Here is a 24,843-nt window from a genome sequence, read left to right on the forward strand (position 1 = left end):
GCAAAAGTCTCCAAGTTGCGCTGAAGCTGAACCGTCCTTAGTCGCCCGCGGCCCTTCCATGCTATGGGCCCGTGGCCCGCTAGAGTCGGGTTGCTGACGGAGACTGCCATGCGAACGGCCATTTCTTCGCTCATATTTCCTGCATTGATTTTGACGTCGATCCCAAGCCCCGCCCAATCTGCCGTCTGGCGAACGCTCGGCGGCGGTCAGGTCACCCGATCGGGCTGGAGAGACGTGACCATCCCCCTTCGCCGCGGATCGGACGTCTCGGCGCTTCGTTTCTGCGCCGAGCAAAACCGGATCAGGTTCACGGAAGCCCGAGTCCGCTTCAACAATAACCGGACGCAAACCCTGTCGGTCCGCTCGACCGTCCCCAGGGGATCGTGCACGCGTTCGCTGTGGCTTTCGGGCTCGCGCCGCAACGTCTCGTCGGTACGGGTGACGACGTCCCAGCCGAACCAGCGCACCGCGAGGGCGTGGATCCGCGTCCAGGGGCGCTAGTCTCACGAGCCTTGCGCGTCTCGCCGCAACGATCACATGATGCGCGGCGGCGGTGGTCTTGATTGTTCTTCCTTGAAGTGAGCCAGCCTGTCGTATTCGGCGGCCATCTGGCGAAGCGCGGCGACGGTGACCTTATCATATATCTCGCCGGAAAGGCGGCGGCACTTGGCAGCCAGCTCCCTCAGGTGCGCGGAGTCCAGGTCTTCCTCACCACGCGGCATACAAATGCGCCTACGGAATCAATCGCTTAGAACATCAGCGGGAAGAAGCGCGGCTGGAATGGGGATTTTCACGGAGGGTCGTCTCAGGCGATCTCCCGGAAACAGCAGCTACCGTATTCCACCGATAACCAGCTGCATTCAACGCGGTTAGCTCCCTCGCCCCATGGTCACGCGCTGGATACCGGGCCTTTCCACCATGGCCGCCCTAAAGCCGTCGGCCATCCCGCGCGAGATCGGCGCCGGCCTGAGCGTCGCCGCAGTCGCCATTCCGATCGGCCTCGCATATTCAAAACTCGTCGGAGTGCCCCCCGAAATCGGCCTTTACGCGAGCATTTTCCCGACGCTGGCTTACGCTTTGTTCGGCCCGTCTTCGCGCTTCCTGATCGTCGGGCCGGACACGGCGACGTCGCTCCTGCTCGGAACGACGATCACCGGGCTCGGCGTGGTCGCGATCGAGGCGCGCGCGCCGGTGGCGGCCGAGCTCTCGTTGATGGTCGGCATTGCCTGCATTGTCGCTTCGAAGCTGCGGCTCGGCTTTATTGCCAACCTCATCTCCAAGCCCGTGTTGATCGGCTATCTCGCGGGCATCGCCTTGAAGCTGGTAATCAGCCAACTTCCAAGCGTGACGCGCGTCCCGTTGAAGGAGCCGGGATTGCTCCGTCCCTTCCTGGAACTCGCTCGGCGTCACGCAGAAATTCATTGGCCGAGCGTCGCACTCGCGACCGGCTTGTTCCTTCTGTTGAGAATTATGAAGCGGCTGACGCCGCACGTTCCAGGTCCAGCCGTAGCCGTGGCAATTGCGCTGATCCTGTCAGCGGCGATGAACTTCAGCGCTCTCGGTTTCGCTTTGATCGGGAAGCTGCCAACGGGCCTTCCTTCGCTTCATCTTCCGGCTTTCACGGGAGACTCCGGCCGGCTCCTCTTTTCGGTCGCGGGAATAGTTGTGATCAGTTTCGCCGCGGGGATACTCGCCCAGCAAGCCTTCGGCGCCCGCATCGGCGCAAGGAGCGACCCCAATCGCGAGCTGGCGGGCTTCGGAATCGCGGACGTGGCCGCAGGCCTTTTCCAGGGCTTCGCCGTGGCCGGCACCGCGAGCCGGACTGCCGTGGCAATCGCCTCTGGCGGGCAAACGGCATTAGTCGGGGTCACAGCGGCCGCTTCAATTGCCTTGGTCATAACCGCCTTCACTGGGCCGCTATCGCTCCTGCCGGAGCCAGCGCTGGGAGCGATCATCCTGTCGGCGGCGGTCGACCTGGTCGACGTCAAGGCATTCAAGCGTCTCGCGAAGGTCGACTGGCGCGAACTTGCCTTCGCCCTGGTCGCCATGGCGGGGGTAATCTGGATTGGTGTGCTTGAGGGCGTGTTCATCGCCGTGCTTTTGACACTCGCGAATATGCTCCGGCTCGCATCCCGGCCGCCGGACCGGATCATGGGCCGTCATCCACGCAGCGGCGAGCTGGTCTCGACCCAGCGTTATCCGGACGCGGTGCCGCCCAATCGGATCGTCGTCTACCTGTTCGAAGCGTCACTGACCTTCCTCAATGCTCAGTTTTTCCGCGACAGGGCGCTCGCGGCCTTAGCCGATCATCGAGACGCGAAGTGGCTGGTGATCGATGCTTCGGCGATGATCCACGCCGATACGGGCGCGGTTGACGCGCTGGAGGGGCTGAAGGCCGATCTCGACAAGATGGGCGTTGAGCTTCTGATCGGCGGCGGCCACAGCGACTTCCGGGATATCTTGGAACGCTCCGGCCTCGTCGATCTCATCGGGCGCGACCGGGTCTTCGCCACGCCGCACGAAGCGTTGGTCGCCGCCGAAGGCCTGCGCGACCTCAAACAGGCTGCATAGTCAGATCACTGGCCTGCTTAGGCGAGTTGTTCGGCCGCTCCCGCCTTTTTTCGAATCCGGCGCACCGCAATGCTAAGACCCGCGAAACCACCGATCATCATCGCCCACGTTCCAGGTTCCGGAACTGCCGCTGCAGCCTGAACGCTGACCGTCGCTGCGCCGCCTATGCCGTCGCAGTTGCCGCTGCACCAATTGTTGATGGAGCTCGCGTTAGCATAGAGGTTGTAGTTCACGCCGCCTGCGGCAAACGACAGCCCGCTCATGTCGAAGTAAGGTGCGGTGTCGGTGAACAGATTATTGTTCGGGAAACTGGGCGGAGACGTTCCCGGAGCGAGCAGCGTCATTGCATTGCCATTGAATGTGCCGGTCAGTGAATCGATCAGCACGAAGCCGGCGGACGCGTCGCCATTGACGTGGAACAGGGCGGTTCCGCTCCCTCCGCCCGTGCCCGAGAACGTAAAGGACATCGAATAGTCTTGCGCCCCGGCAGGACCAGCGACGGCGGCCGCAGACGCGGCGACGGCCGCTAAGATCCACGCTTTCATGGAACACCCCCTCTTTGACGTGAAACCACTCGCCCAAAGGTCGCGGACAGCAGCTTCATAACACTTGTTAACCAAACCGTGAACCACAACCGTTGTTTCGTTCTTTTCCGACCCGCCTGCTCGTGACGCAACTTCGGCGCTCCGGCGTAAGCAGTTGGAATGGGAGCTGAGGGTTGGGAGATTCCCCGATGGTTGTTCCGGTCCCCCGAAGGGATGGTCCGGCTCGGAACCTCGGGAATATATGGACCCAGTACTTCTAGTCTTCCTGCTCACGTATGTGATCATCGCCATCGGCTATCTGCCGGGGTTCAGGGTCGACCGCACCGGCGGCGCCATCCTGGGCGCGATCTCCATGATCCTCGTCGGAGGGATCGGCTTCGAGGAAGCATGGCGCGCGGCCGATTTCGGAACGCTTGCTCTATTATTCGGCCTAATGATCGTTTCCGGCGCCTTCTACGTCGCCGGCTTCTACCACTGGGTCGCGATCCAGGTTGAGCAACTGAACGTCTCCCCGCGTCGCCTGTTGGCGATACTCATCGCGATTTCCGGCTTGCTCTCGTCATTGCTCACGAACGACGTGGTAGTCGTAGCGATGGTGCCCCTGGTCATCGAAATGACCATGAGGCGCGGTCTCAACCCGAAGCCCTTCCTTCTCGGCTTCGGGTTGGCGTCAAACGCCGGCTCTGCGGGCAGCATGATCGGCAGCCCACAGAACATGATCATCGCACGCCAAACCGGCGTGACGTTTCAGGAATTCTTGCTCGCCGGAGCGGTGCCGGCCATTCTCTCGCTACCGATTATCTGGCTCGCGCTCGTCGCCCTGTACCGTAAGAAATGGATGCTCGAAGGTGGCGCGTCGGTTGCGGATCAGCACACCGCAGTGATCAATCGACTGGAACTGGTGAAGGCAGCGATCGTGCTGTTCGCGGTCGTCGGCTGCTTTCTCTTCTCTAGCTTGCCTTACCCGATTGTCGCCCTTGCAGCGGCGGGTGCTTTGCTGCTGAATCGCAGAGCCATCAACGTGCGATCCTCGGACCTGCTCGAACGGGTGGACGGCAATCTTCTGCTCCTCGTCTTCTCATTGTTCGTGATCAATGGTGCAATCGCGCACACGGCCTATCCGACGATCGCACTGGATTGGCTGACGAAGCACGGCTTCAGCCTGAGCAATCCCTACGCGCTTCTGGTCGTCATCTCGGTACTGAGCGACCTGGCCGACAACAGCTCGGCAGTGATGCTGCTGGCTCCCTTCGCCGACAAGAGCACTCCCATCATCTCGACAGCGGCGCTTGCTTTGGGCGCGGGCTTCTCGAGCAACATCGTGAACTTCGGAAGCCTCGCCGGGATTATCGTGGTCGAGAGTGCGGCGCGTCGGGGCGTGAAGATCTCATTTCTCGAGTTCCTGAAGGCCGGAGCAATCGCCTCAATCACGGCGCTTCTTTTGGCTGCCCTTTGGATGATGGCGCTGCAGCACTTCATCGGCAGCTGACCCGGGTGCGCGCACTCTGAAACTCCAGAATCCTACCGATTTCGGCGAACAGCCGTGGACGTACCTAGTCTGACCATCTGGCGCGGATTGGGATTTGCGCCGCGGAATCTGAGGGTGTCCGATGACGTTAGGGATCACGGATAAGGCCGCCAGAGCTGCTCAGCTTCTTCCGGCCTTCGCAGTTTTCACCCTCGCCGCCGCGTTCCCCACAGGGGCCAATGCGGACCCGCCAGGTCCAGAAGCGTCCGCTCCCGCGGATGCCGAAGGCCAGGATCTCGCCAAGCAATTGTCCAATCCGGTGGCCTCGCTGATCAGCGTTCCGCTCCAGAACAATTGGGATTTCGGGGCCGGGCCCAAGAATGATGGCGTCCAGTACAAGCTGAACATCCAGCCCGTCATACCGATCACGCTCAACTCGGAATGGAACCTCATTTCGCGGACCATCGTGCCGGTCATCGCGCAGAGGAACATCATCCCCTCCCCGCCTGCATCCGACAATAATCAGTTCGGGCTTTCGGATACGACCCAGAGCTTCTTCCTGTCTCCGCAGAAACCGGGAAAGCTGGGGATCATCTGGGGCGTGGGTCCAGTGTTCCTGTTCAGGACCGGCACGTCGAAATATCTGACCTCCGGCAAGTGGGGCGCGGGTCCCACCTTCGTCGTCCTGAAACAGATGGGGCCATGGACCGTCGGCATGCTTGCAAACCAGATCTGGTCAGTTGCAGGCGCGAGCGACCGTCAGCGTGTCAGCAGCGCATTCCTTCAACCGTTCCTCAGCTACACGACGAAGCAAGCAACCACCTTCTCGCTCAACACGGAATCCACGTACAACTGGGTCGCTCACCAGTGGACCGTTCCGATGAATATCGCGGTTGCCCAGCTACTTGGTCCGAAGAAGACCGGGCTTCCGTTTCCGATCCAGATGCAACTTGGATATCGCCATTACTTCGTGACTCCTCCTCAGGGTCCCAAGAACGGCTTTCGCTTCACGCTCACCGCCTTGTTCCCAAAGAACAAGAAGAAGTGAACCAAGCTCGCCGCGCCCTCCTTAGCTGACGGTACATGACTTTGCTTATGGGACAGCCGCTGCCCCCGCGGTAATTCGCGCGCGCAGCTGGGAGCCTGTTGGGGAGCAAATCGCCTGACGAGGTAGGTCCGTGAAGCGGCTGATCCCACTTGTCATGGTAGTGTGCACCGCAGCGGCGAACCCCGCACATGCCGCTAGGCATGCGAAGCCTTCGATCATCGAAAAGGCAGCGCGCCTCCGACCGGGCCAATATGTCTGGGAAGCAAAGGCATCCCCAGGCGGACCCGTTTTTCTCGTCATCGATCTCGGCACGCAGCGCGCGCTGCTTTACCGCGGCGGCGTGGTCGTCGCGGCGTCAACGGTATCGACCGGGCGCAAGGGACGCGGCACGCCGACGGGCGTCTTCACGGTCCTCCAGAAGGAGGTCGTCCATCGCTCACGCACATATGACGATGCGCCGATGCCCTACATGCAGCGCCTCACCTGGAAGGGCGTCGCAATGCATGCCGGGCACGTCCCCGGCTATCGGTCCTCGCACGGCTGCATTCGGCTGCCGCGAGGCTTTGCCAAGTTGCTCTACGGGGTCACGAGGCTAGGCACGCCGGTCATGATCCGCGCATGACGTCCAACTAGCGATCGAACTGTAGCACGTCCGTCGGAGCGCCTTTCTGGCTCACCAGCTTGCGCGTGAGCGTCAAATGCTTGCCGTCCGCCGACACGGCCGCCGTGGATTCAGCCGACGGCTTGCCCTTCAGGCGGGAGCTTGCCTTGATCTCGCGGTCGCTCACCGGCTTAAGCGAGATGCTGTCCGCCGCCGGGTTCCCGTGCATCGGAGACCATTTCCCATCCAGCGTAGCAGAGTAGCTGAAATTCATCGCCTTGCCCTTGGCGTCCTTCGAGCTCGACTTCATCGTGATCGTGTCGCCCGACACGCTATAGGTGCGGGTTTCGCTCTGCTCCTTGTTGTCTGACTCGAACTTCGACTTTGCAGCATTGAGATGCCACGCGCCGTTCCAAGCTTTCGAATCCACCTTTTGGGCAAGCGCAGCTTGCGGAATCACAAGCGCCACACCGGCGATGATCAAAGCGAATTTGGTTGGTCTGTTCATGGCCTTTCTCCTTTCCAGGATCACAGGCCGCCGCCCCCCGACTCAAAGCGGTGACGGCGCGATATACGCTAGTTGCTGCCATTGTCCGTTATCGACCACGCTCGGCCGTTGATTGAGCATGTGAAGCACAGCGCAGCAGCAAACCCTGAAGAAAAATCAGGTGGAGTCCTGAATCCCGCTGGCGAGCGCCGACGCTAGGTTCTTCCTCGCGCAGAACGAGGCGGCCCCCGATGAGCAGGCAAATCGAAGATCCGGATGCGGGGCTCGAACGCGAGATCCGCCAACGACGTAAGTTCACGCCGCAGGAAGCGATCGGCCGCCTCGCTGGCGAGGGAGCGATGAAGGGCGGTTCGGCGATCTCGCTTCAGCAGCAGGCCGAAAACGAGATCCATTATTGGCTCACCAATTACGTCGATGATCCGGCGGGCGCACTTCACACCGTGCTGTACCGCCAGATCGAAGGAAGCGAGCTGCTGCTGAAGCACCTGGATCAGCCGCTCGTCGCACTCGCCAAACTCTCGCAACGCCTGCTCGCCACAGACCATGTCCTGAGGGAACTCGTGCGTCAGGTGGACGTCGAATGGGGCAGATCGATGGATGAGCCGCCGCACTTCGAACGCGAGGGCAGACTGCCAAGCCCGGACGATCCCTACACGGTCGAATCCGTGCACCAAGCGCTAAGGGAGATGAGCGGCCGATTGAACGCCCAGCTATCGACGCTGCCCGGATCGAAGAATCAACCGACTGGCTGAGCCTCCGGAAACTCCCAACTGCCGTCGAGTATCTCAGGCCGCGGGCGGTAGAGCCGGACCATATAGTTCCAGCCCTCCATGATCGGGATGCAGTTAGCCGCTCCGCTGTCACAGCCACCGAATTGGATCGTCACGGACCCGTCAGACTCCTTTTGCGCGGTGAGATTGTTAAGCGTGTACCGATCGAGTGAGTTTTTCTTGTAATAGCCGTCGGCCCCGTAGACGCTGATGGACCAGAAACCGTCGACAGGCACCTCAGCAGGAACGCGTAGCCGATAGACGGTCTGCCCGTCGTTCCGCTGCGGAGTGAGGTTGAGATAGACGGCATCGCGAGGCGGATTAGCCCCCCAGGCCGATGCTGCTCCGAACAGGCGCTGGACAGGATCGACCTCTTCCTTTGTGCCGAAGGCCTTGCTCATGTCGGTGATCGTGCTGGCCAATACCAGGAGCGCGTCGCGGACCTTTTGTTGGCTCACGGGATCCCAGTGGGGAATCTGCCACTTGCCGGGCCCTTCCGGTTGAGACGCGGAAATTGAATCCTGCAGCGCGTGGACTTTTTCGAGGTCGCCTGGAGCTGTCGGATCGACGAGGGTGCGGAAAGCCACCATCGCATAGCGAGTATCGAAACGATCGCGACTGAGGGTGTATTCGCCGGGATCGTAGATCGTCGGACGGGTATACTGATCCTCATCGAAGATTTGCATCGACATGAAGCGGCCTCCCGCGTCCGGCTTCACCACTGTGACGGCCCCGGCCTCAAGGTCGAATACGATCGAGGTATAAAGCGTATCCCGATTGCCGCGGATCACCGTCTGGTTGTCGATCGGCATTGGCTCGCGGACATGGTGGAAACGACCGATGCCCCCTGCGCCTTGGATGGCCTTCCCGAAATAGAGATCAGTTTCCGCCCGAACGAAATTGTTCGCCGTGACGGGGACAGTTTGATCGGTGTCACCGCTAGTTGCTGGGCGCTCGAGCGTCTCTGATTCCTGCATATGTCTTTCTCCTCAGGCGATCTGCTCGATGTCGGGCAACGTCCACTTTTTCTCGAAGAAGGACTTCTGCGGGCCGTAGATTCGGAACAGCACTTCGAAGCTGCGGTCGGGACGGATCGGAACCCAGTTGCCGTCCTTCCCTGACGGCGGCGATGGGCCGAAGAAGACATCGACCGAGCCGTCGCCGTTAGCTTGTATCTCCGGGCTATTGGAGCCGCGGCTGGCGCGCGCCACGTCGCGTACAAGGCCGTGGGTTTCGCGGTCATAGGCCGTGACGGACCAGTATAGGTCGAAGGGTGCGTCCGGCGGTACATGAAGGCGGTAAGTCGATTTACCGGCGAGCGGCTGCCCGTCACGGTCGCGGATGGCCATCAAATAGAATTGGCCGCCGCCCAAATTCTTGGCACTGAAATAGCCCATCGAATAAGTGACCGAGCGCGCGTCCACGGGATAATTGTCGGGCGCGGAAAACTGCGTTTCGTTGGCCTCGATCAGCTCCTGATCGGCGGGCACGGCCCAGCGCGTTCCCGGATAGAATGGCGGATCGAACAGCGCCTCACGACGAGTGTCGATCCAAGCCTGCGCCTCAGGGGCCGCGGCATCAAAGATCGCTTCGATAGCGGCGTCCGGATTGAAGGCTTTTCCCTTCTCGATGCCGAGCGAGCGAAGCTGGTCGATCATCGCCTTGTCACGAGTGAGCCAAGGTTCGTGCTCGATGACGCGTGCCAGGGATCGGAAGAAGCAGCGGCCGTAAGGGATGTTCGCTTCGAATGGCTTGCCATCGAAATCGACGAACCGCGTGGCGGGACTTCCCGCTTGAGACAGAGGATAGAAGCCGACTCTCCGTCCGTAGGCGACCGCTTTCATGATGTCGGCGTCGCTTCCGCTACCAACGTCCGAGCGGAGCAAGGCGTAACCCTGATAGGTTGGTGACTGCAGGGCGATGTAACCGGCGGGTGCCGCCTGGTCGTATCCCGGCGGCAGGATCAGATACTTGGCCCCGGCGCCCTTGTCGGCACCAGCCGGCCCGACATCCTCCAGCGCGCATTGCCACAGGTCATCGATGCTGCCCGTGATCTTGCCGCCGTTTGCCGGCGGGATCTCGAGCACCATCGGCCCCACCTCCTTCGTGTCGTAAAACGGCATCAGGTAGATCGTGTTCGGATTGGGCGTCAGCGTCCGGTTCTTGCCGTCGGGTGGACGCGACCAGAGTGCGATCTGATTGGCTGCGCCGCCGCCTTGGATCATGGCCTGAAGCATCAAGTCGAAATTGACCGCAGGCATTCCCCAGATAACGGCCTCCACCGACCTTCGATGGATGGCCCGCCTATTAAGCTCGGGCTCTGAATAGGGTGCACTTTCGGAGAGGGAATCCGGACGAGTAAGGGTCAGTTCAAGTGTCTGATTACCCGCCATTTTGCCTTCTCCTGAAGTCTCAGGGCGGGCTGTAAGACACGCGAATCGACCGTTGTATCGGGATGAACCCCCGAGGTTATGCTCACGACGGAGATCAGGCTTCCGCGTAGACTAACGCCGCTCCGCGCGGGTCGCGAGCGCCCTCATGCCTTCGTCGAACTTCTTGTCCAAGAAGCCCTTCATCAGTTTCATGAAGGGCATCACTAGAGGCGGCGGGTCGAGATAAGTCGTATAGGTGATGCGGGTGGTACCCGCGTCGGTCCGCTCGACGCGGCAGTCGTCGAGGAGCGCCCGCGTAATCGGCGGGCTAATAGCGGTGCATGTGAACGCAAACCGCGTCCCCGGATCCCAGAGGATGAAGAGTTCGTGGAGTTGACCGCTCGGCACGGTCGTAATGCGTCGAACGCCGACGCCTTCGCGGATTGGCCCGACAACCACGATCTTCTTGATGAAGGGAAACCATTCAGGCCAGCGCTCGTGTTCCGCCAAGACAGCGAAGATCGCTTCCGGGGACGCAGTGGACGTTGCCGAACCCGAGATGGAGAACGGAGCGCGCCCGATCCAGTCCAGATCTTTCTGCTCTACGAGGCCCATCGGCCTATCTGCAGCCGGACGGGCAGCCGACTTTATCCGGATTACCCCTGACGTCGGGGCATGCTGCCACCCGAAGATTAAGGTACGAAGCCGCAGGCGATCATCTTGTCGACCACCGGCGCGGCCACCTTGCTGACAAGCTGTGCTCGCATCGCGGCATCATTTTGGAGCTGCTTGCCGATGCGTTCCTTGAGCGCTTCCTTCTGCGCATTAGGCGGCGCCTGCCTCTCCGCCGCCAGCTGCTCGCAGCTCGACGTCTGATATTTTTGGACAATCGTCGCGGCGATCCGGTCGACCATCGGATATTGTGACCCAGGCTGGGCCTGGGCAGCAGAGCCGGCCACCAGCAGCAAGAGCAAGGCAGGACGCATCTTGATATCTCCTCATGAAGGCCGCCCGCTTTGGATGCTTCCAGCCATCCCTGCCATTGGGAGATACACTTATCTCGGTGCTTGACGTTCATCCCGCCGGCGCCCGCTTTCGAGCGATCGCCGACATGAGGATGAGAGCACGTTTGCGATAAAAGCCCTGCCCCCATTCGCTATTGTTGCAGGCGTACCGACATGGGCGCGGAAAGGGCCGTTTTCGGGCTCCATGTCCACAAGCGAGTCCGCGCCGTCCCGAAATTGCCGAGATGATAGATCGAAACGCTTGCAGGGCTGAACGTCACTGGCGCGCGAGGTTCGGCTTCGATCTTCTTCAGCACGTCCATCGTCGCCATCCCGGTCGTAATGTGCGGCAGGTAATTGTCGCCGGATTCTTTCGGCACGAATTCCTTGACGTAGGTGATCGTCGGCAAGTTGATCGTTTGGCCCGGGTCCTGAACGAACGCGTTCGCGTCCCCGCTCGCGGCCGTGTAGGGTGCCAAAGCCTCGGCAACCGAATGCTGCAACGCGCGCAGCTGGGGAGTCGGTTGCACCAGCAGGAAGAGCAGGCCGATGTCGCCCATTCCGGGTTGCGCTGGCATGCCGAGGGAAGCGGCCGAAACCGCATGCAGCCGAACAGTCTGGAGCTTCAGCGACCGCGGGTCCTGTTTCGCGAGCACGCCAGCCACAGCCGCTTCGATTGCACCGAGATCATTGGCGTGGACGTATCGCTGCATCATGGTGATGTGCGGCGCGTGGGTGTCGCCAAGCGCAAAGCTCGCCGGGAAAGCCGCCCGCACCTTGCCGTTCACGCCGGTGGCCGCAGCGATCGCTGCGGCATCGGGATCGAGCAGCACGTCGATCGCGATAATGTCCGTCTGGCCGGTTGCCGCCTTAGGAGTAGCTTCTGCAACGTCGCCCGTCGTCATAACGATGGCTCCCAAAATGGCTGCCCCGCAGAGCGCAGAAATCTTCGGCATGTAGGGCACCCCTAATTGAAACCCCGAACGCTTAGGGCGAGCGTCTTTGCGGCGATATCGGTGGAAACGCGGGCGCTAGTCTCCGCATGAGTTTGGAGACGAACAGCCTTGCCAGCTCGAAGTGCGCAAGTGCCCTTTCCACCCATTGCGGACATAGCGCGGCCTGCTAGGCTCCGGTCGCCGGGCGGCCAGTGGCGTATCCACCTGCCCAATTCCGCGGTGACATCGTGATGAGCGACCTATGATCGTCGTCCGGACTGTGCCCACATGAAATTGAGTCCGCCGCACGGCTGGGAAAACGTCGCGTGGGATCTCGCGATCGTCACGCTGGGCGTCCTTATCGCTCTCGCGGCCCAGCAAGTCGCCGACGACTTTCACTGGCGCGGCGAGGTACGTGAATTCCGCAAAGCCGTCCGGGCAGAAATCAGCGGCGATCTTGCGACCTACACCTACCGGGCTGACGAGAACCGGTGCATTGCCGCGCGGCTCGACGAACTACAGCAATGGCTCGATAGCTGGCGTGCCGGCCGCCCGATGAAGCTTAAAGGTCCAATCGGCATTCCCGACTCTTTGGTCATTCGCACCGGCGTTTGGGACAGTCGGGACGCGGCGACAGTTTCTCACATCAATCTTGCCGAGAAGCTTGAATATTCGAGCCTGTACACGGAATTCGCGAACAATGAGGTCCACCGCCTCGATGAGCGCGCAGCATGGATCAACCTCTCCGATTATGACGGGGCGACCAGCCTCGATCACCAGGATTTGATGCGCCTGCAGGGCCTGATCACTCGGGCGCGCCTCCGTCTCAAGCGCATGACCAACAACGCCGCTCGCTTTATGAAACGTGCCGAAGCGATCGGCTTGCACCCCGTGCCGGATCCGACTTGGCCAAAGCCCGATTCCACGATTTGCGAGCCCATACTCGACCGCCCGCGGAGCTAAGAGGCGCCTGCGTCTCCAGCTGGCGAAGCGGGATCACCAACGTTTAAGAGCACCTAAGAGGATCAAAGGCTAACGTCCGCTTTCCACCCAAAGCTGACTCTAGCGACCGGAGGCTTTCGAGCAGCCATCGGCTTGAATGTTGCAGTTCCTCCAGCCCGCTTTAAAAAATTGAGCGCGCATTCTTGCACGTAGGACAGCAAATGACTGTTCAGATACTCGCAGGTTATTGGACCCTAGACCTTCAATCCGAAGAGCTAGTCCTATGCTCGCGAAGTCGTCAGATGCTGGGTGTCGATGGAGACTCGCCTAAGAAACTCAGCAAAGGCGACTGGCTTCCAAGGATTCATCGCGACGACATTCCGGTCGTCGAGGGCGAGCTCGAAACTGCTGGACGCCTGGACGAAATCTATACTGCCCGGTTCCGCGCCGTCCGGCCCGATGGATCAGTTTGCGAAATCCTGGGCGTCGGACGAGCCGCCGTTAGGGACAGAACGCAATTTGTCGGATTGAATTTCGACCTCGATGCAACTGCCGCGATGGCAGATCTCGTGTCTCGTCAATTGCCGCAAGGCACAATGGCGAGATTTCACGAGCCGCTGTCGGTTTCGCCCAGACCCGCAAACGAGAACCAAACACGTCGAGGCGTGCCGCGAGAGAAACAATCGGGCGCCGCTCGACGAGCGAAAGACGCGCTTACTCGACAGATGCTGTTGGAACGGGCGCTTGCCACGATGCAAACGAATGTGTTCCGGCACGCCGCGCGCATCGACAAGATCGATGAAGAATTGGGGCAGCGCTTGGCGGCCATATCTTTAGCAGTCGGTGCCCTAGAAACAGGCGCGGAAATTGCCGACTCCCTGTCCCTCATTCGTTCGGCGGTGGAAGAGATGCGCCGTGAACTGATGTTGCATCGCTATGATGCGAGGCGGGATCTCTGACGCTGATGTCAGCTTTCCACCCATTGCGGACATCAGCGAGCCTGTTACGCTGGCGTAACGGGGGCGAATGGACGGCTTCAGCTTCTATCTTTCGTATTACGGACTGATCCTAGGCCTTTCGGTCGCGCAGGTTGCCAGCGGGTTTCTGAACGCCATCGGGGCGAGGCACCGGGTAAAGATCGGCCTGCTGACTCCACTGCTCGCGATCTTCATCTTTCTCGACATCACGAGCTTCTGGATCTTCGCTTGGGCAATCCGTGCGTCGATCACGATCAGCTGGGGGACAATGTACCTCGGGCTGTTTATCGCGCTCGTCTATTTCATCGCGTCAGGACTGGTTTTCCCGCGAAACATCGATGAGTGGCCGAACCTCGACGACTATTATTGGAAGCACAAAAGGTGGGTCGTCCTGGGCATCCTGATCCCCAACCTCATCAGCTTCACACAAACGCTCATTCATCATCCTGCAAAGGTAGACCCGATCTTCGTGTTCGCTCAGGCAACCTACTGGCCGCCCGTCATACTACTGCTCGTATCCCGGCGAAGGTGGCAGGATTTGGTGCTGCTCGGGATCGCGTGCGCTGGCTACGTTGCCAACACTTTTCTCGAAAACTGGGCCGTGTAGGTGCGATTATCCTGCGGGAACGAATTGCCGGACTCCCACCCCAAAGCGCCCCAAGCTGCGAACGTCTGAGTTCGACCCATTGCGGACATTTGAGCCGTATGTGACCATGAGGCATGTTGGACCCTTGCTGTAAAATGATGCGAGCTTATGGGCGCGATCACTACAAGGGTGTGCCTGAGGCCGACCTGCCGGACGCTTTGATTGAAATGCACCCGAAGGTGGCAGGCGCAATGCTCCTAACGCCGAGTGGTCGTTACGATTGCTTCATCCAGTTCTGCCCTTGGTGCGGGACGCACATTGGGAAAGAAGCGGGAGAGCTTATGCGTTCGGGCTTCAATCCGTATGAGTAGAGTGTCCGCTTTCCACCCATTGCGGACATTCCGCTAAACCGCTTAGCTTGGGCGCAATGACGACCGCGACTGACCAGCAAGACTTGCCCGGCGGCGTTGTGCATGATTTGCCCGATGACCTGAAGATCGCGCTTGCACACGATCCCGGCGCACTGGCGACCTGGCACGACATCACTCCGCTGGCGCGGAACGAGTGGATTTGCTGGATTGAGTCCGCGAAGAAGGATGAGACCCGGCGCAAGCGGATCGATTGGGGCTGTTCGAACCTGCGGGACGGGAAGCGGCGGCCATGCTGTTGGCCGGGCTGCTCTCACCGCTAACTTCAATCAGCGTCCGGTACTTCTCCGAACCTGAAGCTGGATGCGGTGATCCCGCCCATCAGATCGTCCTGGTGATAGGTCGTGAAGCCCGGCTCGTCCTCGGCTGCGCCGACGACCGCCATCAGCGGGATCAAGTGATCTTCGCGCGGATGCGCGGCGCGGGCTAGCGGCGCCTGCTCCCAGTCGATCAGCCGCTCCGTCCGATCCTCCGGCGCGGATTTGATCAACGTGTCCTGCAGCCACGCATCGAACCGACGCGACGGCTCGATACCGCGCGCGTCCCGCATTTCGCCAAGGTTGTGATAGGTCAAGCCGCTGCCGACGATCAGCACGCCCTCGTCTCGCAATGGCGCTAGCAGGCGGCCGATCTGCAAGTGCTGCTGCGGATCGTAATTGCGGTCGATCGACAGCTGGACGATCGGAACATTCTCTTCCGGCCACATCGGCTTCATGATGCTGAAGGTGCCATGGTCGAAGCCCCGGCACGGATCGAGGTCAGCCTCGATGCCGCCAGCCTTCAGCAGCGACTGGATGCGCCGCGCAAGCTCGGGCGAGCCCGGGGCCTGGTATTTGATATGGTAGAGGAATTCCGGGAAGCCCGAATAATCGTAGACCATTCCCGGCTTGGCTCCCGACGAGATCATGAATCCGTCGGATTCCCAGTGCCCGGTGATCACCAGCACCGCCTTTACCCGGTCGCCAAGCTCACGGCGCATGTCGATCAGCGACTGCTCCAGCTTGTCGAAGTTCCGGCGGAACTGGCCTTCCATATAGGGCCAGGGGCCGCCGCCATGGCTGATGAAATAGGTCGGCAGTCGAGTGCTGGTCATGCCTCTCTCGGTGGGTTCCGGTAGCCGCGTTCAGGGGGCGAGGGGGAGGGGGCTGAAAGCCGCGGCTACCGGTGTTCGAAATTCGATAAGTCGGAATATCGACCTTTGACCTCAGTTGATCAACACGCCTATCATTGAAACAGCCTTTCACCTGAGTTGATGATCAAATGGACACCCTGACCAGCATCCGCGTCTTCTGCACCGTCGCCGATTTGAAGAGCTTCACCGCCGCCGCGAACCGGCTGGGCCTCTCCCCTGCCATGACCAGCAAGCATGTGATGCACCTCGAGAATCGCCTTGGCAGCCGACTACTTAATCGCACCAGCCGCCACGTCAGCCTGACTGAAACGGGCGTCCTCTACTTCAACCAGGCCAAGCAGATGATCGATGGCCTCGACGAGGTCGAAGCCGCCGTCAGCAATGTCACGGTCACGCCGCGCGGGACGTTGCGGGTCAGCGCCCCGGTCTTCATCGCCAGCCAGAGCTTCGCGAGGATCCTCGCCGAGTTCCAGCAACGCTTTCCCGACGTCTGCTTTGACTTCGATCTCAGCGGCCGCATCGTGAACATGGTGGACGAAGGATTCGACCTGGCGCTCAGGGCATCGAAGCCCGACAAGCTTGACGCCAGCCTGATCGCGAGGCCGCTGGTCGACGTCCAATTCCATCTCGTCGCCTCGCCGGCCTATCTCGAACGCGCGGGCCGGCCGGAGAAATTGTCGGACCTAAACGGCCATGCGCTGCTGATGTACAACCAGGCCAAGCTCAGCAATTCGATTACCTTCGACGGCCCTGACGGACCCGAGACGGTCAAGTTCAAGACCGTGCTGGAAAGCGGTAACGAGAGCCTGCTGCACTTCGCGGCGCTCGAAGGCATGGGCATGACCTTCCTGCCCCAGGTGATGGTCGAGGCGGAGATGGCGCAGGGGCAGCTCGAGAACGTGCTTCCCGGCACCGCCCAGTTCATGGCCACCATGTATGCGGTCTATCCGAGCCGAAAGTTCCTCTCGGCAAAGGTTCGCGCCTTCATCGATTTCCTGACGATGAAGATCCAGCAATTCCGGTTCGAAAAGGAGCAGTCGGAGCAGGTCGAGCACCGGACTGCCGCCTGAGCATTAACGCTCATCGTTTACTGAGAAGAAAGCGAACTTCAATAAAGCACGCCGTTTTCAACCCGGCGAAGCATAACCACATCAGCCGTGTCGAAAAAGGGAAACACGGCAATGACGTTTCAAAGCGCTGCGATCGAGCGGGCTCTCAATTCAACCGCTCCAGTTCCGAGTTCGGGTTCCGGGACTTTGCTCGGACAGCTGGAATGGGATGCGGTCGAGATCGGCCGCCGCGACGGTCCGCATGCCGAGCCGGGCACGCTACGCGCGCGTGTTGCCCGTTTCTTCGGCCTCCGCATCAAGCGCCCGCTTGCCAATGAGCGGCTCGAGGCGCTGCGCATCTTCGCGATCCGTGCCTGGTACCGCGATGAGCTGAAGACCAGGGACATCCGCAAGCTGTTCGACGTCGGCCTGTCGTCGAACGACGTGTGGCGCGTGCTCGCGCACATCGGCGAGCGGCGCGGCTTCATCCCCGAAGTCGAGGCCTGGCCGGCCTAAACCAGCGTTCACTTGATACTCCCAGACCGGGCGTGCCAAACAGCCGCCCGGAGAGGGAGTCGCATGCGTCTCAGGAAATTCGCAGTCGCGTTCGCGGCGCTGGCATTGTCCGCGCCGCTACTTGCAGAAAGTCACGTCCAGCCTGCGGTCCAGCCGGGCGGCGATATTCCCCGAAACTTCCACCCGTCGTTCTCGACGCCCTACCCCGTCGGCGGCGATATTCCGAAGAGCTTCACGCCGCCGCGCGCCAGCTTCCAGTACATCCGCCGCGAGCTGATGATCCCGATGCGCGACGGGGCGAAGCTCTACACCGTGCTCATCATCCCTCGCACCGCGGGCAAGTTCCCGATCATGCTGGACCGCACGCCTTACTCGGCGAATAGCGCGACCAGCGGCAACGGCGGACCGCTGCCGGAGAACATCCTCTCCCCGCTCGAAGCGGAGCTGGTGCGTGCGGGCTACATCTTCGCCGTCCAGGACGTGCGTGGAAAATATAAGTCGGAGGGCGAGTATGTGATGAACCGCCCGCTCGTCGGGCCGCTCAATCCGACCAAGGTCGACCATTCGACCGACGCCTACGACACGATCGACTGGCTGGTGAAGCACGTGCCGGAAACCAATGGCCGGGTCGGAACCATCGGGACCAGTTACGACGGCTTCACCACCCTGATGAGCCTCGTGAACCCGCACCCGGCGCTGAAGGCGTCCGTGCCGATCAATCCCATGGTCGACGTGTGGAAAGGCGACGACTGGTTCCACAACGGCGCTTTCCGGCAGGAGATGATCAGCTACGTCTACGGCCAGACGGCGACCAAGTCCTCCGACGAGGATTGGTTCTCGAACGCATACGACGACTATCAGGCGTTCATGAATTACGGCTCGGCCGGAGCCTATGGCGATGCGATGGGCATGCGGCAGCTGCCCTTCTGGAACCGCCTCACCGAACATCCTGCCTATGACGAATTCTGGCAGCTGCAGGCGGTCGACAGAATCCTCGGTGCAAAGCCTCTCACGGTCCCCACCCTGCTGATCGATAGCCTGTGGGACCAGGAAGACATTTACGGCGCGCCAGCCGTTTTCAACGCGGTGAAGAGCAGCCCCAATGCCCACCTCGCGCTCGGCCCATGGCACCACGGCCAGGTGAATGGCTCGGCCTCGGCGCTCGGCGCGCTGGAGTGGGGTTCGGACACCGCCAAGTGGTTCCGGCAGAACGTGTTGCTGCCCTTCCTCAACCAGCAGCTGAAGGATGGCCCGCCAGCAGACATCGCCCGAGTCACTGCTTTCCAGGCCGGCACCAACCAATGGCAGCGCCTCGCAGACTGGCCGCAATCCTGCACCACCGGCTGCCCGGCGAACCTGACGCCGCTCTATCTCGCGGCGGGCAACAGGGTCAGCTTCACGGCGCCCGCCGGCCAAGGCGTGGACACGTACGTCTCGGACCCGAACAAGCCGGTCACCTACCGCGCACGTCCGAACATTTCACCCTGGGCGAAGGGCTCGACCTGGCGCACCTGGCTCGAAGACGACCAGCGCTTCGCGGAAGGCCGCACCGACGTCCTTACCTACGAAAGCCGGCCGCTCACCCAGCCGCTGAAGCTCGCCGGCACGCCCCTCGTCCACCTGCGCGCCTCGACGAGCGGCACGGACAGCGACTGGGTCGTGAAGCTGATCGACGTCTATCCGGACCAGTATCCGCAAAAGCCGGAAATGGGCGGCTACCAGCTTGGCATCTCCATGGACATCATGCGCGGGCGCTACTGCAAAGATGCCGCCCACCCCTCGCCGCTCCCAGCGAACCAGACGGTCACGTGCGAGTTCGCGCTGCCCAATGTCGATTATGTCGTGCTGCCCGGCCATCGCCTGATGGTGCAGGTGCAGTCGAGCTGGTTCCCGCTCTACGACCGCAACCCGCAGACCTATGTCCCCAACATCTTCTTCGCGAAGGCGGAGGACTATCGCGCGGCCACGCAGAAGGTGTTCACGGGGCCTGACGGCTCGTGGGTCGGGCTACCGATTGTGAAGTGAGGAAATGGCAGGGGCAGAGGGACTCGAACCCACGACCCTCGGTTTTGGAGACCGATGCTCTACCAACTGAGCTATACCCCTAGGCCGACGCGCGAGGTAGCTACGGCAATCGCGTCGCGCAACCTTGAAGACTCATCGGTCCACCGCTAAGTGACATTCAGCCCCGCCGGCCCGTCAGGTCCGCGGGGCGCTTTTCTATCCGCAAGAGAGCAGTACGAAACGTGGCTAAAACGTCCCCCGGCGAATTCATCCGTCAGGTCCGCGCCGAAACGGCGAAGGTCCATTGGCCGACGCGCAAGGAGACGGTCGCCACCGGCATCATGGTGATCATCATGACGCTTCTGCTTTCGGTATTCTTCTTCGGCGTCGACGCCTTTTTCTCGACGCTGGTCAAATGGCTGCTGAGCCTGCTCGGCTAAGCAACGAGGCACGAGAAACGAACATGTCCCGCTGGTACATCATCCACGCTTATTCCGGTTTCGAGAACAAGGTCCGCGACGCGATCATGAGCGAAGCGAGCCGCATGGGTCTCGAGAATTTCGTCGAGCAGATCGAGGTGCCGACCGAAACGGTGACCGAGATCAAGCGCGGCAAGAAGGTCCAGGCCGAGCGCAAGTTCATGCCGGGCTACGTCCTCGCCAAGCTCGAGATGAACGACCAGGTCTACCACCTCGTCAAGAACACGCCGAAGGTGACCGGCTTCCTCGGCCCCGGCGGCAAGCCGCAGCCGATCCCGGATGCCCAGGCCGCCCGCATGCTCGACACCAAGGAAGAGGCCGCGGCCCACGGCGCCAAGCCGAAGGTCAACGTCGATTACGAGATAGGCGATGCGGTCAAGGTGCTGGACGGCCCGTTCGCGAGCTTCAACGGCGTGGTCGAGGAACTCGACTTCGACCGCGGCCGCGTGAAGGTGTCGGTGTCGATCTTCGGGCGCGCGACGCCGGTCGAGCTGGAGTTCGAGCAGGTCGAGCGGGTCAAGTAGGCCGCTGCGTCTATTCGCCTGGCCCCTGCGCAGGCAGGGGTCCAGCTCCTAATGCCAAGGGCCGCTTCGGCGGCCCTTCTCTTTTCCAGCCTTTGCAGGGCGCGAGCTTTGCTCGCCGCGCAATGCGCTGCGCGCCTCGATGCCTGTCGACAGACGATAGCTTACCAGCCTTTTAGTCGGCGTCCGAAGTCTTCCATCGCCAAGGATGTCCGCCGGGCGCGCTCAAGGCCAGCGCGAACGACGTCTTCTTCCACGCCCTGGTGGCGCCAGTTGTCGAGAAAGGCTTCAAGCTGAAAGTAGAAGCCATCGGCGACGTTCCGTGAACTTGCAGGACGACGCGGAACATCGGTCGCCCTCACTTCCGCGTGCAAGCCGAGCGCTACTGCGTAGGCACTCCTCTTCGGCATTTTCCCCATTCCCAGACAGCGATCTCAACGCTGCGACTCTGAAGGTCCTGCAGACATCGGTGTTTTGCCCGAGTTCTTAGCGACTTACCTCACGTGCGCGGCGCTTCATCGAACGACTTCGAGAAAAGCAGCGGAGTGAGGAGGGACGACTTTCCGACTTTACGGGCTCGCCTGGTCCGAAGCGTAACCCCCCGTTCTACCCGTCTGAGAAATGGGCAAAATTCAGGATGCCCGAGTGCCAGTGCGGCGGCCAGGCTTGGCCACGGATCGTGAGAATCGATGGTGTGATGGATTTCAGTCGTTTTATCCCCGGTAACTCGCACCAGCTCGCCATCGACCTTGGAACTGCGAACACGTTGGTCTTCGTGCCGGGTGAGGGCATCGTAATCAACGAGCCCTCGGTTGTGGCGCTCGAAACCGTCAACGGAGTTCAACGCGTTCGGGCGGTGGGCAGCGAAGCCAAAATCCTGATTGGGAAAACGCCGGACAACATCCACACTTACCGCCCGCTCAATGACGGGGTCATCAACGACCTCGAAATTGCAGAGCACATGATCAAGCACTTCATCGCCAGGGCTTCTGGATCCCATTCCGTGTTGGCGCGTGGCCCGGAAGTCGTGATTGGCGTGCCCTCCGCTTCCACCCAGGTCGAGCGCAGAGCGATACGAGCAGCCGCCTTCAATGCCGGCGCTCGAGAAGTGTGGCTGATCGAAGAGCCTATGGCTGCGGCCCTGGGAGCTGGTCTGCCTGTCGATGAGCCCGTCGGCTCAATGGTTGTCGACATTGGAGGCGGCACAACCGAGGTCGGCATCATATCCCTGAAAAGGCCGACCTTCAGCACGTCTATTCGCGTGGGCGGCGATAAGATGGATGATGCAATCGTGGCGCACGTCCGGCGCCGACATAACGTAATGATCGGCGGCCCTACGGCCGAACGTATAAAACAGGAGATCGGATCGGCAGTGCCGTCACCAGAAGCAATGCATGTCTTAGGCTTCGCTGGGGGGCGCGACGTTGCTTCGGGCAACCCTTGCGAGATCGGTCTGAGCCAGGCAGAAATTGCAGATGCTCTGAGCGAGCCGATCGGTCAGATCATAGAGATTGTGCGGGTAGCGCTTGAGCACAGCGAACCTGAGATCGCAGCCGATATCATTGATCAGGGGATAACCATGACCGGTGGCGGCTCGTTGCTCAGAGACATCTGTCCGATGCTTGGCGACGAGGTTGGCCTCCCGGTTCACTTGGCATCCGAACCGCTAACCTGCGTGGCGCTCGGAGCCGGTCGGGCGCTTGACGATGCTGAATACCGAGTTGATGTCGCAAGCGCCTGACAGTCTGCTTTCGAGCCATTGCGGACGTTCCGACCCGGCAATATCGCTCGACCCGTGAAAGTCGCTGAAGCACCTTTGCAATATCCCGAAACCTTCGGACCTTGGGAAACCGAGAATGCGACGCGGGGCCAAGATCTAGAGGTCATTCGGGCATTCGTGGATGCGGATGGAGACGCGCACCGCGCAGGTGAGCGTTGGAACTTCATAGGTGCCGGTTTCGACAAGTTCGAAGACGTAATGTGGCTCGGATTGCAGATGGCAAATGGCACCGAGTGTCTGATGCCCCTTAATTGGAACGACGAACGCCAAAGCGACGTGCTGGAACATTGGAGCGCCTACGTAAGGCCCGTGAGCTAACGTCTGCTTTCGACCCATTGCGGACATTGGGCCGGCCGATAAAACACCGCCATGGGGATTGTTCTTGCCGGGTGCGATGTTGAGTTCTCGGATTGTCGGCAGATCGGCCAGGCGGGTCCGATAACCTGCACGCTGGCGATCGACGGAGAGCCCGTCGTTCGGCGATTTCTGTGGGGCGAGCCGGTGTCGCTCAGGTTCCACCAGTCGCCCATAGAATATGAAGGCGACATTTTGGTCCCGATGTGGACGAAGCCTAGCTTTAATCTCGTGCGCATTGACCCCTCGACGATGAAGGTCACTCGGGTGACTTGGCGTGGCTCAGGCTACATGCGGTTATTGAGAGTGGTCGGGGACGAAGCCGAAGTTTCCACATGGCACGATGACAGGAAGACCCGCCGTATCCGGCTCAAGTGACCGAAGGCGAATGTCCGCTTTCGACCCATTGCGGACATTAGGCGCTGCCGGATACGAACGACCCCATGCGCCTACGGAAGCCCAACACAGATCTTGTGGAGAGCTGCGACGGGTCTTGGTCAATCGCCTACGAGGGCCTCGACACGAGCCACGATCTCGGGGGTGGCAACTACCTATTCCGGGTTCGTCAGGACGAGCGATGGGCCGAAATCTGGGCACGCGTCCAAGCTTCCCTTGGGCACTACGAACATAACGCAAAGGAAGAAGGCGTTGATTACGCTGCTCTCAGCCTATTTGAGCAGAGGGAATACCGTGACCGGCTTAGTGAGACATTGGGCAACCGCTATCGGGTGCTCCTGTTCTCCAACCGTGCGGACGAAATCCGCGTTCACCTGACTAAGATGCGGGACCTTTTTTGCGGCGCGTTCTTCGACCTAAAATCTTCCTACAGGCACAACAACTCTGAGTATCCGACCTCCGGTGACGGCTTCTACCCCGACGAGCTTCACTTCACTCCCTACGATATCGATCAACTCTACTTTAGAGACTTCCGGGCTGGAGAGAGTGGCAAGTCGCGTGAGTGAAACGGTGGCTCGGATTATGTCCGCTTTCGACCCATTGCGGACATTAGGACTGTAGAAACGCTCGGGGCCACATTAGTCGACGCAGATGTTCTTGCGCGTTCTTGCTTTCACCTTCGCCATGTTGCTTGCGACTGCATGCCACGCCGCTGAGCTGATTGGGCGGGAACGCGGCGAAGCTCTAGTTGCTGCCGCTCAGGCGCACTTGGATGTTCACCACGTTACGGCCGGTTCTGAGCATGCGGCAGGGCCTAAAATGCGCGACCTAATCAGTGTGCATTATGATGCGCCAACTGGTCGCTTTGCGACCTACCTGCTCTCGAAAGACGGAAGGCTAAAGCAGTTCGTCGTAAACCAGCGAGACGTCGAGCCATACGAACCAGTCAAGGACAGAAGAGCATTCATCGAGCGGCTGATGGAAATCGCCGCTCCAGAAAGCTCTAAGGCCGAACGCGCCTGGGGAGCCAAGCAGTTAGACATGCTGTGGGGAAGAGCCAGCCATCCCTTGCCGGTGCAGGTCGGCGGTTACGTGTTCAAAGGCATCACCAGCCGCCATGATACCTTCACTATCGTAGAAGCGGACGCGGTAACGACAGGATTGAAATATAGTCCGCGCTAATGTCCGCTTTCCACCCATTGCGGACATTAGCTCGTCGCCATTTCCCGCTGTCCTACACACCCTCCTTTGCGATAACTGCCCCGCCTCCTTTTTTCCGGAGGCATGATGGCATCCAATCTCCCCATAGAATTCGAACCCGTCCCTCTCCGCCCCCGCCACGACGGCTGGACGGCGGACAAGCAGATCGCCTTCATCGAGGCGCTCGCGGAGACCGCCTGCGTCGAAGAAGCGTGCCGGCGGGTCGGCATGTCCGACAGCGCGGCCTACAAGCTTCGCCACCGTCCGTGCGGCGTCGGCTTTCGCCGGGCGTGGGACGCGGCGCTGGATTGCGGAATGCACCGGCTGGAGCAAGCGGCGCTCGGCCGCGCGCTCAACGGCGTTCCGCGCCCCATCTTCTACAAGGGCGAGCAGGTCGGTGAGACGCGCCACTATGACGAGCGGCTGACCATGTTCCTGCTGCGGTACCGCCGGGCGCAGCGGTTCGGCACGTGGATGGACCGAATGCTCGCGCCGGATCCTGAAGCCGGCGACGACGGCGTCACGCTCGACGGTCCCCTCACCCGGATCGAATTCGAAGCGCCCCTGGAGGACGGCAACGAATGCTGACCCGCGCACGCGCGTAGAGGAGCGAACCTGGCGAACTTCCAGCGCAGATGCTGTCGGGCAACGGCCATG

Annotated in this window: 32 protein-coding genes and 1 tRNA gene; 22 read left to right on the plus strand and 11 right to left on the minus strand. The window is 61.0% G+C overall.

The window, feature by feature from the left end; genetic code table 11:
- The first annotated feature begins 108 nt into the window (after window positions 1-108).
- On the plus strand, window positions 109-501 hold the full coding sequence (locus tag AC4GYV_RS09585; RefSeq protein WP_491100487.1) for a DUF2541 family protein: 393 nt from the start codon (window positions 109-111) through the stop codon (window positions 499-501).
- A 32-nt stretch (window positions 502-533) separates the two neighbouring features.
- On the opposite strand, the gene AC4GYV_RS09590 is transcribed toward AC4GYV_RS09585, so the two are convergent.
- Complete coding sequence (locus AC4GYV_RS09590; RefSeq protein WP_491100488.1) at window positions 534-722, minus strand: hypothetical protein; 189 nt, start codon at window positions 720-722, stop codon at window positions 534-536.
- Window positions 723-918: 196 nt separating this feature from the next.
- Here AC4GYV_RS09590 and AC4GYV_RS09595 point away from each other — a divergent pair, with 196 nt between their 5' ends.
- Window positions 919-2,571, plus strand: coding sequence for a SulP family inorganic anion transporter (locus tag AC4GYV_RS09595; protein ID WP_491100489.1), 1,653 nt, complete (start codon window positions 919-921; stop codon window positions 2,569-2,571).
- Window positions 2,572-2,588: 17 nt separating this feature from the next.
- Here the strand turns inward: AC4GYV_RS09595 and AC4GYV_RS09600 are convergent, their stop codons facing one another.
- Entirely contained in the window at window positions 2,589-3,116 is a 528-nt protein-coding gene (locus AC4GYV_RS09600) for a PEPxxWA-CTERM sorting domain-containing protein (RefSeq protein WP_491100490.1), read from the minus strand.
- Window positions 3,117-3,357: 241 nt separating this feature from the next.
- Between AC4GYV_RS09600 and AC4GYV_RS09605 the strand changes: the two genes are divergently transcribed.
- The 3 genes from AC4GYV_RS09605 to AC4GYV_RS09615 all read left to right on the plus strand — a co-directional run bounded on the left by AC4GYV_RS09605 (window position 3,358) and on the right by AC4GYV_RS09615 (window position 6,254).
- The gene (locus AC4GYV_RS09605) at window positions 3,358-4,605 is read left to right on the plus strand and encodes an ArsB/NhaD family transporter (protein ID WP_491100491.1); all 1,248 of its coding nucleotides are present in this window, start codon (window positions 3,358-3,360) and stop codon (window positions 4,603-4,605) included.
- A 121-nt stretch (window positions 4,606-4,726) separates the two neighbouring features.
- Window positions 4,727-5,632, plus strand: a complete 906-nt coding sequence (locus AC4GYV_RS09610; protein ID WP_491100492.1) for a hypothetical protein — start codon at window positions 4,727-4,729, stop codon at window positions 5,630-5,632.
- A gap of 130 nt (window positions 5,633-5,762) precedes the next feature.
- On the plus strand, window positions 5,763-6,254 hold the full coding sequence (locus AC4GYV_RS09615) for a L,D-transpeptidase family protein (protein WP_491100493.1): 492 nt from the start codon (window positions 5,763-5,765) through the stop codon (window positions 6,252-6,254).
- Window positions 6,255-6,261: 7 nt separating this feature from the next.
- Here AC4GYV_RS09615 and AC4GYV_RS09620 read toward each other — a convergent pair whose 3' ends face one another.
- The gene (locus tag AC4GYV_RS09620) at window positions 6,262-6,741 is read right to left on the minus strand and encodes a hypothetical protein (RefSeq protein ID WP_491100494.1); all 480 of its coding nucleotides are present in this window, start codon (window positions 6,739-6,741) and stop codon (window positions 6,262-6,264) included.
- A gap of 230 nt (window positions 6,742-6,971) precedes the next feature.
- On the opposite strand from AC4GYV_RS09620, the gene AC4GYV_RS09625 reads away from it, so the two are divergent.
- Window positions 6,972-7,493 (plus strand): hypothetical protein, encoded by a 522-nt coding sequence (locus tag AC4GYV_RS09625; protein WP_491100495.1) that lies wholly within the window; start codon window positions 6,972-6,974, stop codon window positions 7,491-7,493.
- Here the strand turns inward: AC4GYV_RS09625 and AC4GYV_RS09630 are convergent.
- From AC4GYV_RS09630 to AC4GYV_RS09650, 5 genes are all read right to left on the minus strand, one after another.
- Window positions 7,478-8,488 (minus strand): DUF1214 domain-containing protein, encoded by a 1,011-nt coding sequence (locus tag AC4GYV_RS09630; RefSeq protein ID WP_491100496.1) that lies wholly within the window; start codon window positions 8,486-8,488, stop codon window positions 7,478-7,480. The genes AC4GYV_RS09625 and AC4GYV_RS09630 overlap by 16 nt on opposite strands.
- A 12-nt stretch (window positions 8,489-8,500) precedes the next feature.
- The gene (locus AC4GYV_RS09635; protein WP_491100497.1) at window positions 8,501-9,772 is read right to left on the minus strand and encodes a DUF1214 domain-containing protein; all 1,272 of its coding nucleotides are present in this window, start codon (window positions 9,770-9,772) and stop codon (window positions 8,501-8,503) included.
- A gap of 243 nt (window positions 9,773-10,015) precedes the next feature.
- Window positions 10,016-10,498 (minus strand): SRPBCC family protein, encoded by a 483-nt coding sequence (locus tag AC4GYV_RS09640; protein ID WP_491100498.1) that lies wholly within the window; start codon window positions 10,496-10,498, stop codon window positions 10,016-10,018.
- 77 nt (window positions 10,499-10,575) lie between these two features.
- Window positions 10,576-10,869, minus strand: coding sequence for a hypothetical protein (locus AC4GYV_RS09645; RefSeq protein ID WP_491100499.1), 294 nt, complete (start codon window positions 10,867-10,869; stop codon window positions 10,576-10,578).
- A gap of 170 nt (window positions 10,870-11,039) precedes the next feature.
- Window positions 11,040-11,843, minus strand: coding sequence for a 2'-5' RNA ligase family protein (locus tag AC4GYV_RS09650; protein ID WP_491100500.1), 804 nt, complete (start codon window positions 11,841-11,843; stop codon window positions 11,040-11,042).
- Between the two features lie 267 nt (window positions 11,844-12,110).
- On the opposite strand from AC4GYV_RS09650, the gene AC4GYV_RS09655 reads away from it, so the two are divergent.
- From AC4GYV_RS09655 to AC4GYV_RS09675, 5 genes are all read left to right on the plus strand, one after another.
- Window positions 12,111-12,785: a hypothetical protein gene (locus AC4GYV_RS09655; RefSeq protein WP_491100501.1), complete on the plus strand. Its 675-nt coding sequence runs from the start codon at window positions 12,111-12,113 to the stop codon at window positions 12,783-12,785.
- Between the two features lie 281 nt (window positions 12,786-13,066).
- On the plus strand, window positions 13,067-13,723 hold the full coding sequence (locus AC4GYV_RS09660) for a hypothetical protein (RefSeq protein ID WP_491100502.1): 657 nt from the start codon (window positions 13,067-13,069) through the stop codon (window positions 13,721-13,723).
- 67 nt (window positions 13,724-13,790) lie between these two features.
- Window positions 13,791-14,348 (plus strand): hypothetical protein, encoded by a 558-nt coding sequence (locus tag AC4GYV_RS09665; protein ID WP_491100503.1) that lies wholly within the window; start codon window positions 13,791-13,793, stop codon window positions 14,346-14,348.
- Between the two features lie 134 nt (window positions 14,349-14,482).
- Entirely contained in the window at window positions 14,483-14,698 is a 216-nt protein-coding gene (locus AC4GYV_RS09670; protein ID WP_491100504.1) for a hypothetical protein, read from the plus strand.
- Between the two features lie 56 nt (window positions 14,699-14,754).
- The gene (locus AC4GYV_RS09675; protein WP_491100505.1) at window positions 14,755-15,018 is read left to right on the plus strand and encodes a YdeI/OmpD-associated family protein; all 264 of its coding nucleotides are present in this window, start codon (window positions 14,755-14,757) and stop codon (window positions 15,016-15,018) included.
- A gap of 2 nt (window positions 15,019-15,020) precedes the next feature.
- Here the strand turns inward: AC4GYV_RS09675 and AC4GYV_RS09680 are convergent, their stop codons facing one another.
- Window positions 15,021-15,848 carry a DODA-type extradiol aromatic ring-opening family dioxygenase gene (locus AC4GYV_RS09680; protein WP_491100506.1) on the minus strand — a complete coding sequence of 276 codons (828 nt, stop codon included), beginning with the start codon at window positions 15,846-15,848 and terminating at the stop codon, window positions 15,021-15,023.
- Window positions 15,849-16,015: 167 nt separating this feature from the next.
- On the opposite strand from AC4GYV_RS09680, the gene AC4GYV_RS09685 reads away from it, so the two are divergent.
- The 3 genes from AC4GYV_RS09685 to AC4GYV_RS09695 all read left to right on the plus strand — a co-directional run bounded on the left by AC4GYV_RS09685 (window position 16,016) and on the right by AC4GYV_RS09695 (window position 19,477).
- On the plus strand, window positions 16,016-16,957 hold the full coding sequence (locus AC4GYV_RS09685; protein ID WP_491100507.1) for a LysR family transcriptional regulator: 942 nt from the start codon (window positions 16,016-16,018) through the stop codon (window positions 16,955-16,957).
- A 111-nt stretch (window positions 16,958-17,068) separates the two neighbouring features.
- Window positions 17,069-17,452 carry a hypothetical protein gene (locus tag AC4GYV_RS09690; protein WP_491100508.1) on the plus strand — a complete coding sequence of 128 codons (384 nt, stop codon included), beginning with the start codon at window positions 17,069-17,071 and terminating at the stop codon, window positions 17,450-17,452.
- A 63-nt stretch (window positions 17,453-17,515) separates the two neighbouring features.
- Entirely contained in the window at window positions 17,516-19,477 is a 1,962-nt protein-coding gene (locus tag AC4GYV_RS09695) for a CocE/NonD family hydrolase (protein WP_491100509.1), read from the plus strand.
- A 5-nt stretch (window positions 19,478-19,482) separates the two neighbouring features.
- Here AC4GYV_RS09695 and AC4GYV_RS09700 read toward each other — a convergent pair.
- Window positions 19,483-19,558, minus strand: a tRNA-Trp gene (locus AC4GYV_RS09700).
- Window positions 19,559-19,698: 140 nt separating this feature from the next.
- On the opposite strand from AC4GYV_RS09700, the gene secE reads away from it, so the two are divergent.
- Together secE and nusG are read left to right on the plus strand one after the other, a co-directional pair.
- A complete protein-coding gene (gene secE, locus AC4GYV_RS09705; RefSeq protein WP_491100510.1) occupies window positions 19,699-19,896 on the plus strand; it encodes a preprotein translocase subunit SecE in 198 nt (65 codons plus the stop codon).
- Between the two features lie 23 nt (window positions 19,897-19,919).
- A complete protein-coding gene (nusG, locus tag AC4GYV_RS09710; RefSeq protein ID WP_491100511.1) occupies window positions 19,920-20,459 on the plus strand; it encodes a transcription termination/antitermination protein NusG in 540 nt (179 codons plus the stop codon).
- Between the two features lie 161 nt (window positions 20,460-20,620).
- On the opposite strand, the gene AC4GYV_RS09715 is transcribed toward nusG, so the two are convergent.
- Window positions 20,621-20,866, minus strand: coding sequence for a hypothetical protein (locus AC4GYV_RS09715; RefSeq protein ID WP_491100512.1), 246 nt, complete (start codon window positions 20,864-20,866; stop codon window positions 20,621-20,623).
- Between the two features lie 287 nt (window positions 20,867-21,153).
- Here AC4GYV_RS09715 and AC4GYV_RS09720 point away from each other — a divergent pair, with 287 nt between their 5' ends.
- The 6 genes from AC4GYV_RS09720 to AC4GYV_RS09745 all read left to right on the plus strand — a co-directional run bounded on the left by AC4GYV_RS09720 (window position 21,154) and on the right by AC4GYV_RS09745 (window position 24,774).
- Entirely contained in the window at window positions 21,154-22,197 is a 1,044-nt protein-coding gene (locus AC4GYV_RS09720) for a rod shape-determining protein (RefSeq protein ID WP_491101580.1), read from the plus strand.
- A 54-nt stretch (window positions 22,198-22,251) separates the two neighbouring features.
- A complete protein-coding gene (locus AC4GYV_RS09725; protein WP_491100513.1) occupies window positions 22,252-22,554 on the plus strand; it encodes a hypothetical protein in 303 nt (100 codons plus the stop codon).
- 51 nt (window positions 22,555-22,605) lie between these two features.
- Complete coding sequence (locus AC4GYV_RS09730; protein WP_491100514.1) at window positions 22,606-22,968, plus strand: hypothetical protein; 363 nt, start codon at window positions 22,606-22,608, stop codon at window positions 22,966-22,968.
- Between the two features lie 65 nt (window positions 22,969-23,033).
- Complete coding sequence (locus AC4GYV_RS09735) at window positions 23,034-23,552, plus strand: hypothetical protein (RefSeq protein ID WP_491100515.1); 519 nt, start codon at window positions 23,034-23,036, stop codon at window positions 23,550-23,552.
- Between the two features lie 85 nt (window positions 23,553-23,637).
- Complete coding sequence (locus tag AC4GYV_RS09740; protein WP_491100516.1) at window positions 23,638-24,168, plus strand: hypothetical protein; 531 nt, start codon at window positions 23,638-23,640, stop codon at window positions 24,166-24,168.
- Window positions 24,169-24,273: 105 nt separating this feature from the next.
- Window positions 24,274-24,774, plus strand: coding sequence for a hypothetical protein (locus tag AC4GYV_RS09745; RefSeq protein ID WP_491100517.1), 501 nt, complete (start codon window positions 24,274-24,276; stop codon window positions 24,772-24,774).
- The last annotated feature ends 69 nt before the right edge of the window (window positions 24,775-24,843 follow it).

It is taken from the genome of Sphingomonas sp. SP4 (genome assembly GCF_058313375.1).

Bases quoted from the DNA above. Each gene is read 5' to 3' on its own strand.
- AC4GYV_RS09620 (WP_491100494.1), bottom strand. From the start codon at position 6,741: ATGAACAGACCAACCAAATTCGCTTTGATCATCGCCGGTGTGGCGCTT.
- AC4GYV_RS09590 (WP_491100488.1), bottom strand. From the start codon at position 722: ATGCCGCGTGGTGAGGAAGACCTGGACTCCGCGCACCTGAGGGAGCTG.
- AC4GYV_RS09640 (WP_491100498.1), bottom strand. From the start codon at position 10,498: ATGGGCCTCGTAGAGCAGAAAGATCTGGACTGGATCGGGCGCGCTCCG.
- AC4GYV_RS09745 (WP_491100517.1), top strand. From the start codon at position 24,274: ATGGCATCCAATCTCCCCATAGAATTCGAACCCGTCCCTCTCCGCCCC.
- AC4GYV_RS09680 (WP_491100506.1), bottom strand. From the start codon at position 15,848: ATGACCAGCACTCGACTGCCGACCTATTTCATCAGCCATGGCGGCGGC.
- AC4GYV_RS09600 (WP_491100490.1), bottom strand. From the start codon at position 3,116: ATGAAAGCGTGGATCTTAGCGGCCGTCGCCGCGTCTGCGGCCGCCGTC.
- AC4GYV_RS09730 (WP_491100514.1), top strand. From the start codon at position 22,606: ATGGGGATTGTTCTTGCCGGGTGCGATGTTGAGTTCTCGGATTGTCGG.
- AC4GYV_RS09655 (WP_491100501.1), top strand. From the start codon at position 12,111: ATGAAATTGAGTCCGCCGCACGGCTGGGAAAACGTCGCGTGGGATCTC.
- AC4GYV_RS09740 (WP_491100516.1), top strand. From the start codon at position 23,638: ATGTTCTTGCGCGTTCTTGCTTTCACCTTCGCCATGTTGCTTGCGACT.
- AC4GYV_RS09645 (WP_491100499.1), bottom strand. From the start codon at position 10,869: ATGCGTCCTGCCTTGCTCTTGCTGCTGGTGGCCGGCTCTGCTGCCCAG.
- AC4GYV_RS09660 (WP_491100502.1), top strand. From the start codon at position 13,067: ATGCTGGGTGTCGATGGAGACTCGCCTAAGAAACTCAGCAAAGGCGAC.
- AC4GYV_RS09735 (WP_491100515.1), top strand. From the start codon at position 23,034: ATGCGCCTACGGAAGCCCAACACAGATCTTGTGGAGAGCTGCGACGGG.
- AC4GYV_RS09670 (WP_491100504.1), top strand. From the start codon at position 14,483: ATGATGCGAGCTTATGGGCGCGATCACTACAAGGGTGTGCCTGAGGCC.
- AC4GYV_RS09605 (WP_491100491.1), top strand. From the start codon at position 3,358: ATGGACCCAGTACTTCTAGTCTTCCTGCTCACGTATGTGATCATCGCC.
- AC4GYV_RS09695 (WP_491100509.1), top strand. From the start codon at position 17,516: ATGCGTCTCAGGAAATTCGCAGTCGCGTTCGCGGCGCTGGCATTGTCC.
- AC4GYV_RS09690 (WP_491100508.1), top strand. From the start codon at position 17,069: ATGACGTTTCAAAGCGCTGCGATCGAGCGGGCTCTCAATTCAACCGCT.
- AC4GYV_RS09685 (WP_491100507.1), top strand. From the start codon at position 16,016: ATGGACACCCTGACCAGCATCCGCGTCTTCTGCACCGTCGCCGATTTG.
- AC4GYV_RS09610 (WP_491100492.1), top strand. From the start codon at position 4,727: ATGACGTTAGGGATCACGGATAAGGCCGCCAGAGCTGCTCAGCTTCTT.
- AC4GYV_RS09625 (WP_491100495.1), top strand. From the start codon at position 6,972: ATGAGCAGGCAAATCGAAGATCCGGATGCGGGGCTCGAACGCGAGATC.
- AC4GYV_RS09720 (WP_491101580.1), top strand. From the start codon at position 21,154: ATGGATTTCAGTCGTTTTATCCCCGGTAACTCGCACCAGCTCGCCATC.
- AC4GYV_RS09715 (WP_491100512.1), bottom strand. From the start codon at position 20,866: ATGCCGAAGAGGAGTGCCTACGCAGTAGCGCTCGGCTTGCACGCGGAA.
- AC4GYV_RS09675 (WP_491100505.1), top strand. From the start codon at position 14,755: ATGACGACCGCGACTGACCAGCAAGACTTGCCCGGCGGCGTTGTGCAT.
- AC4GYV_RS09595 (WP_491100489.1), top strand. From the start codon at position 919: ATGGCCGCCCTAAAGCCGTCGGCCATCCCGCGCGAGATCGGCGCCGGC.
- AC4GYV_RS09635 (WP_491100497.1), bottom strand. From the start codon at position 9,772: ATGCCTGCGGTCAATTTCGACTTGATGCTTCAGGCCATGATCCAAGGC.
- nusG (WP_491100511.1), top strand. From the start codon at position 19,920: ATGTCCCGCTGGTACATCATCCACGCTTATTCCGGTTTCGAGAACAAG.
- AC4GYV_RS09650 (WP_491100500.1), bottom strand. From the start codon at position 11,843: ATGCCGAAGATTTCTGCGCTCTGCGGGGCAGCCATTTTGGGAGCCATC.
- AC4GYV_RS09665 (WP_491100503.1), top strand. From the start codon at position 13,791: ATGGACGGCTTCAGCTTCTATCTTTCGTATTACGGACTGATCCTAGGC.
- AC4GYV_RS09630 (WP_491100496.1), bottom strand. From the start codon at position 8,488: ATGCAGGAATCAGAGACGCTCGAGCGCCCAGCAACTAGCGGTGACACC.
- AC4GYV_RS09585 (WP_491100487.1), top strand. From the start codon at position 109: ATGCGAACGGCCATTTCTTCGCTCATATTTCCTGCATTGATTTTGACG.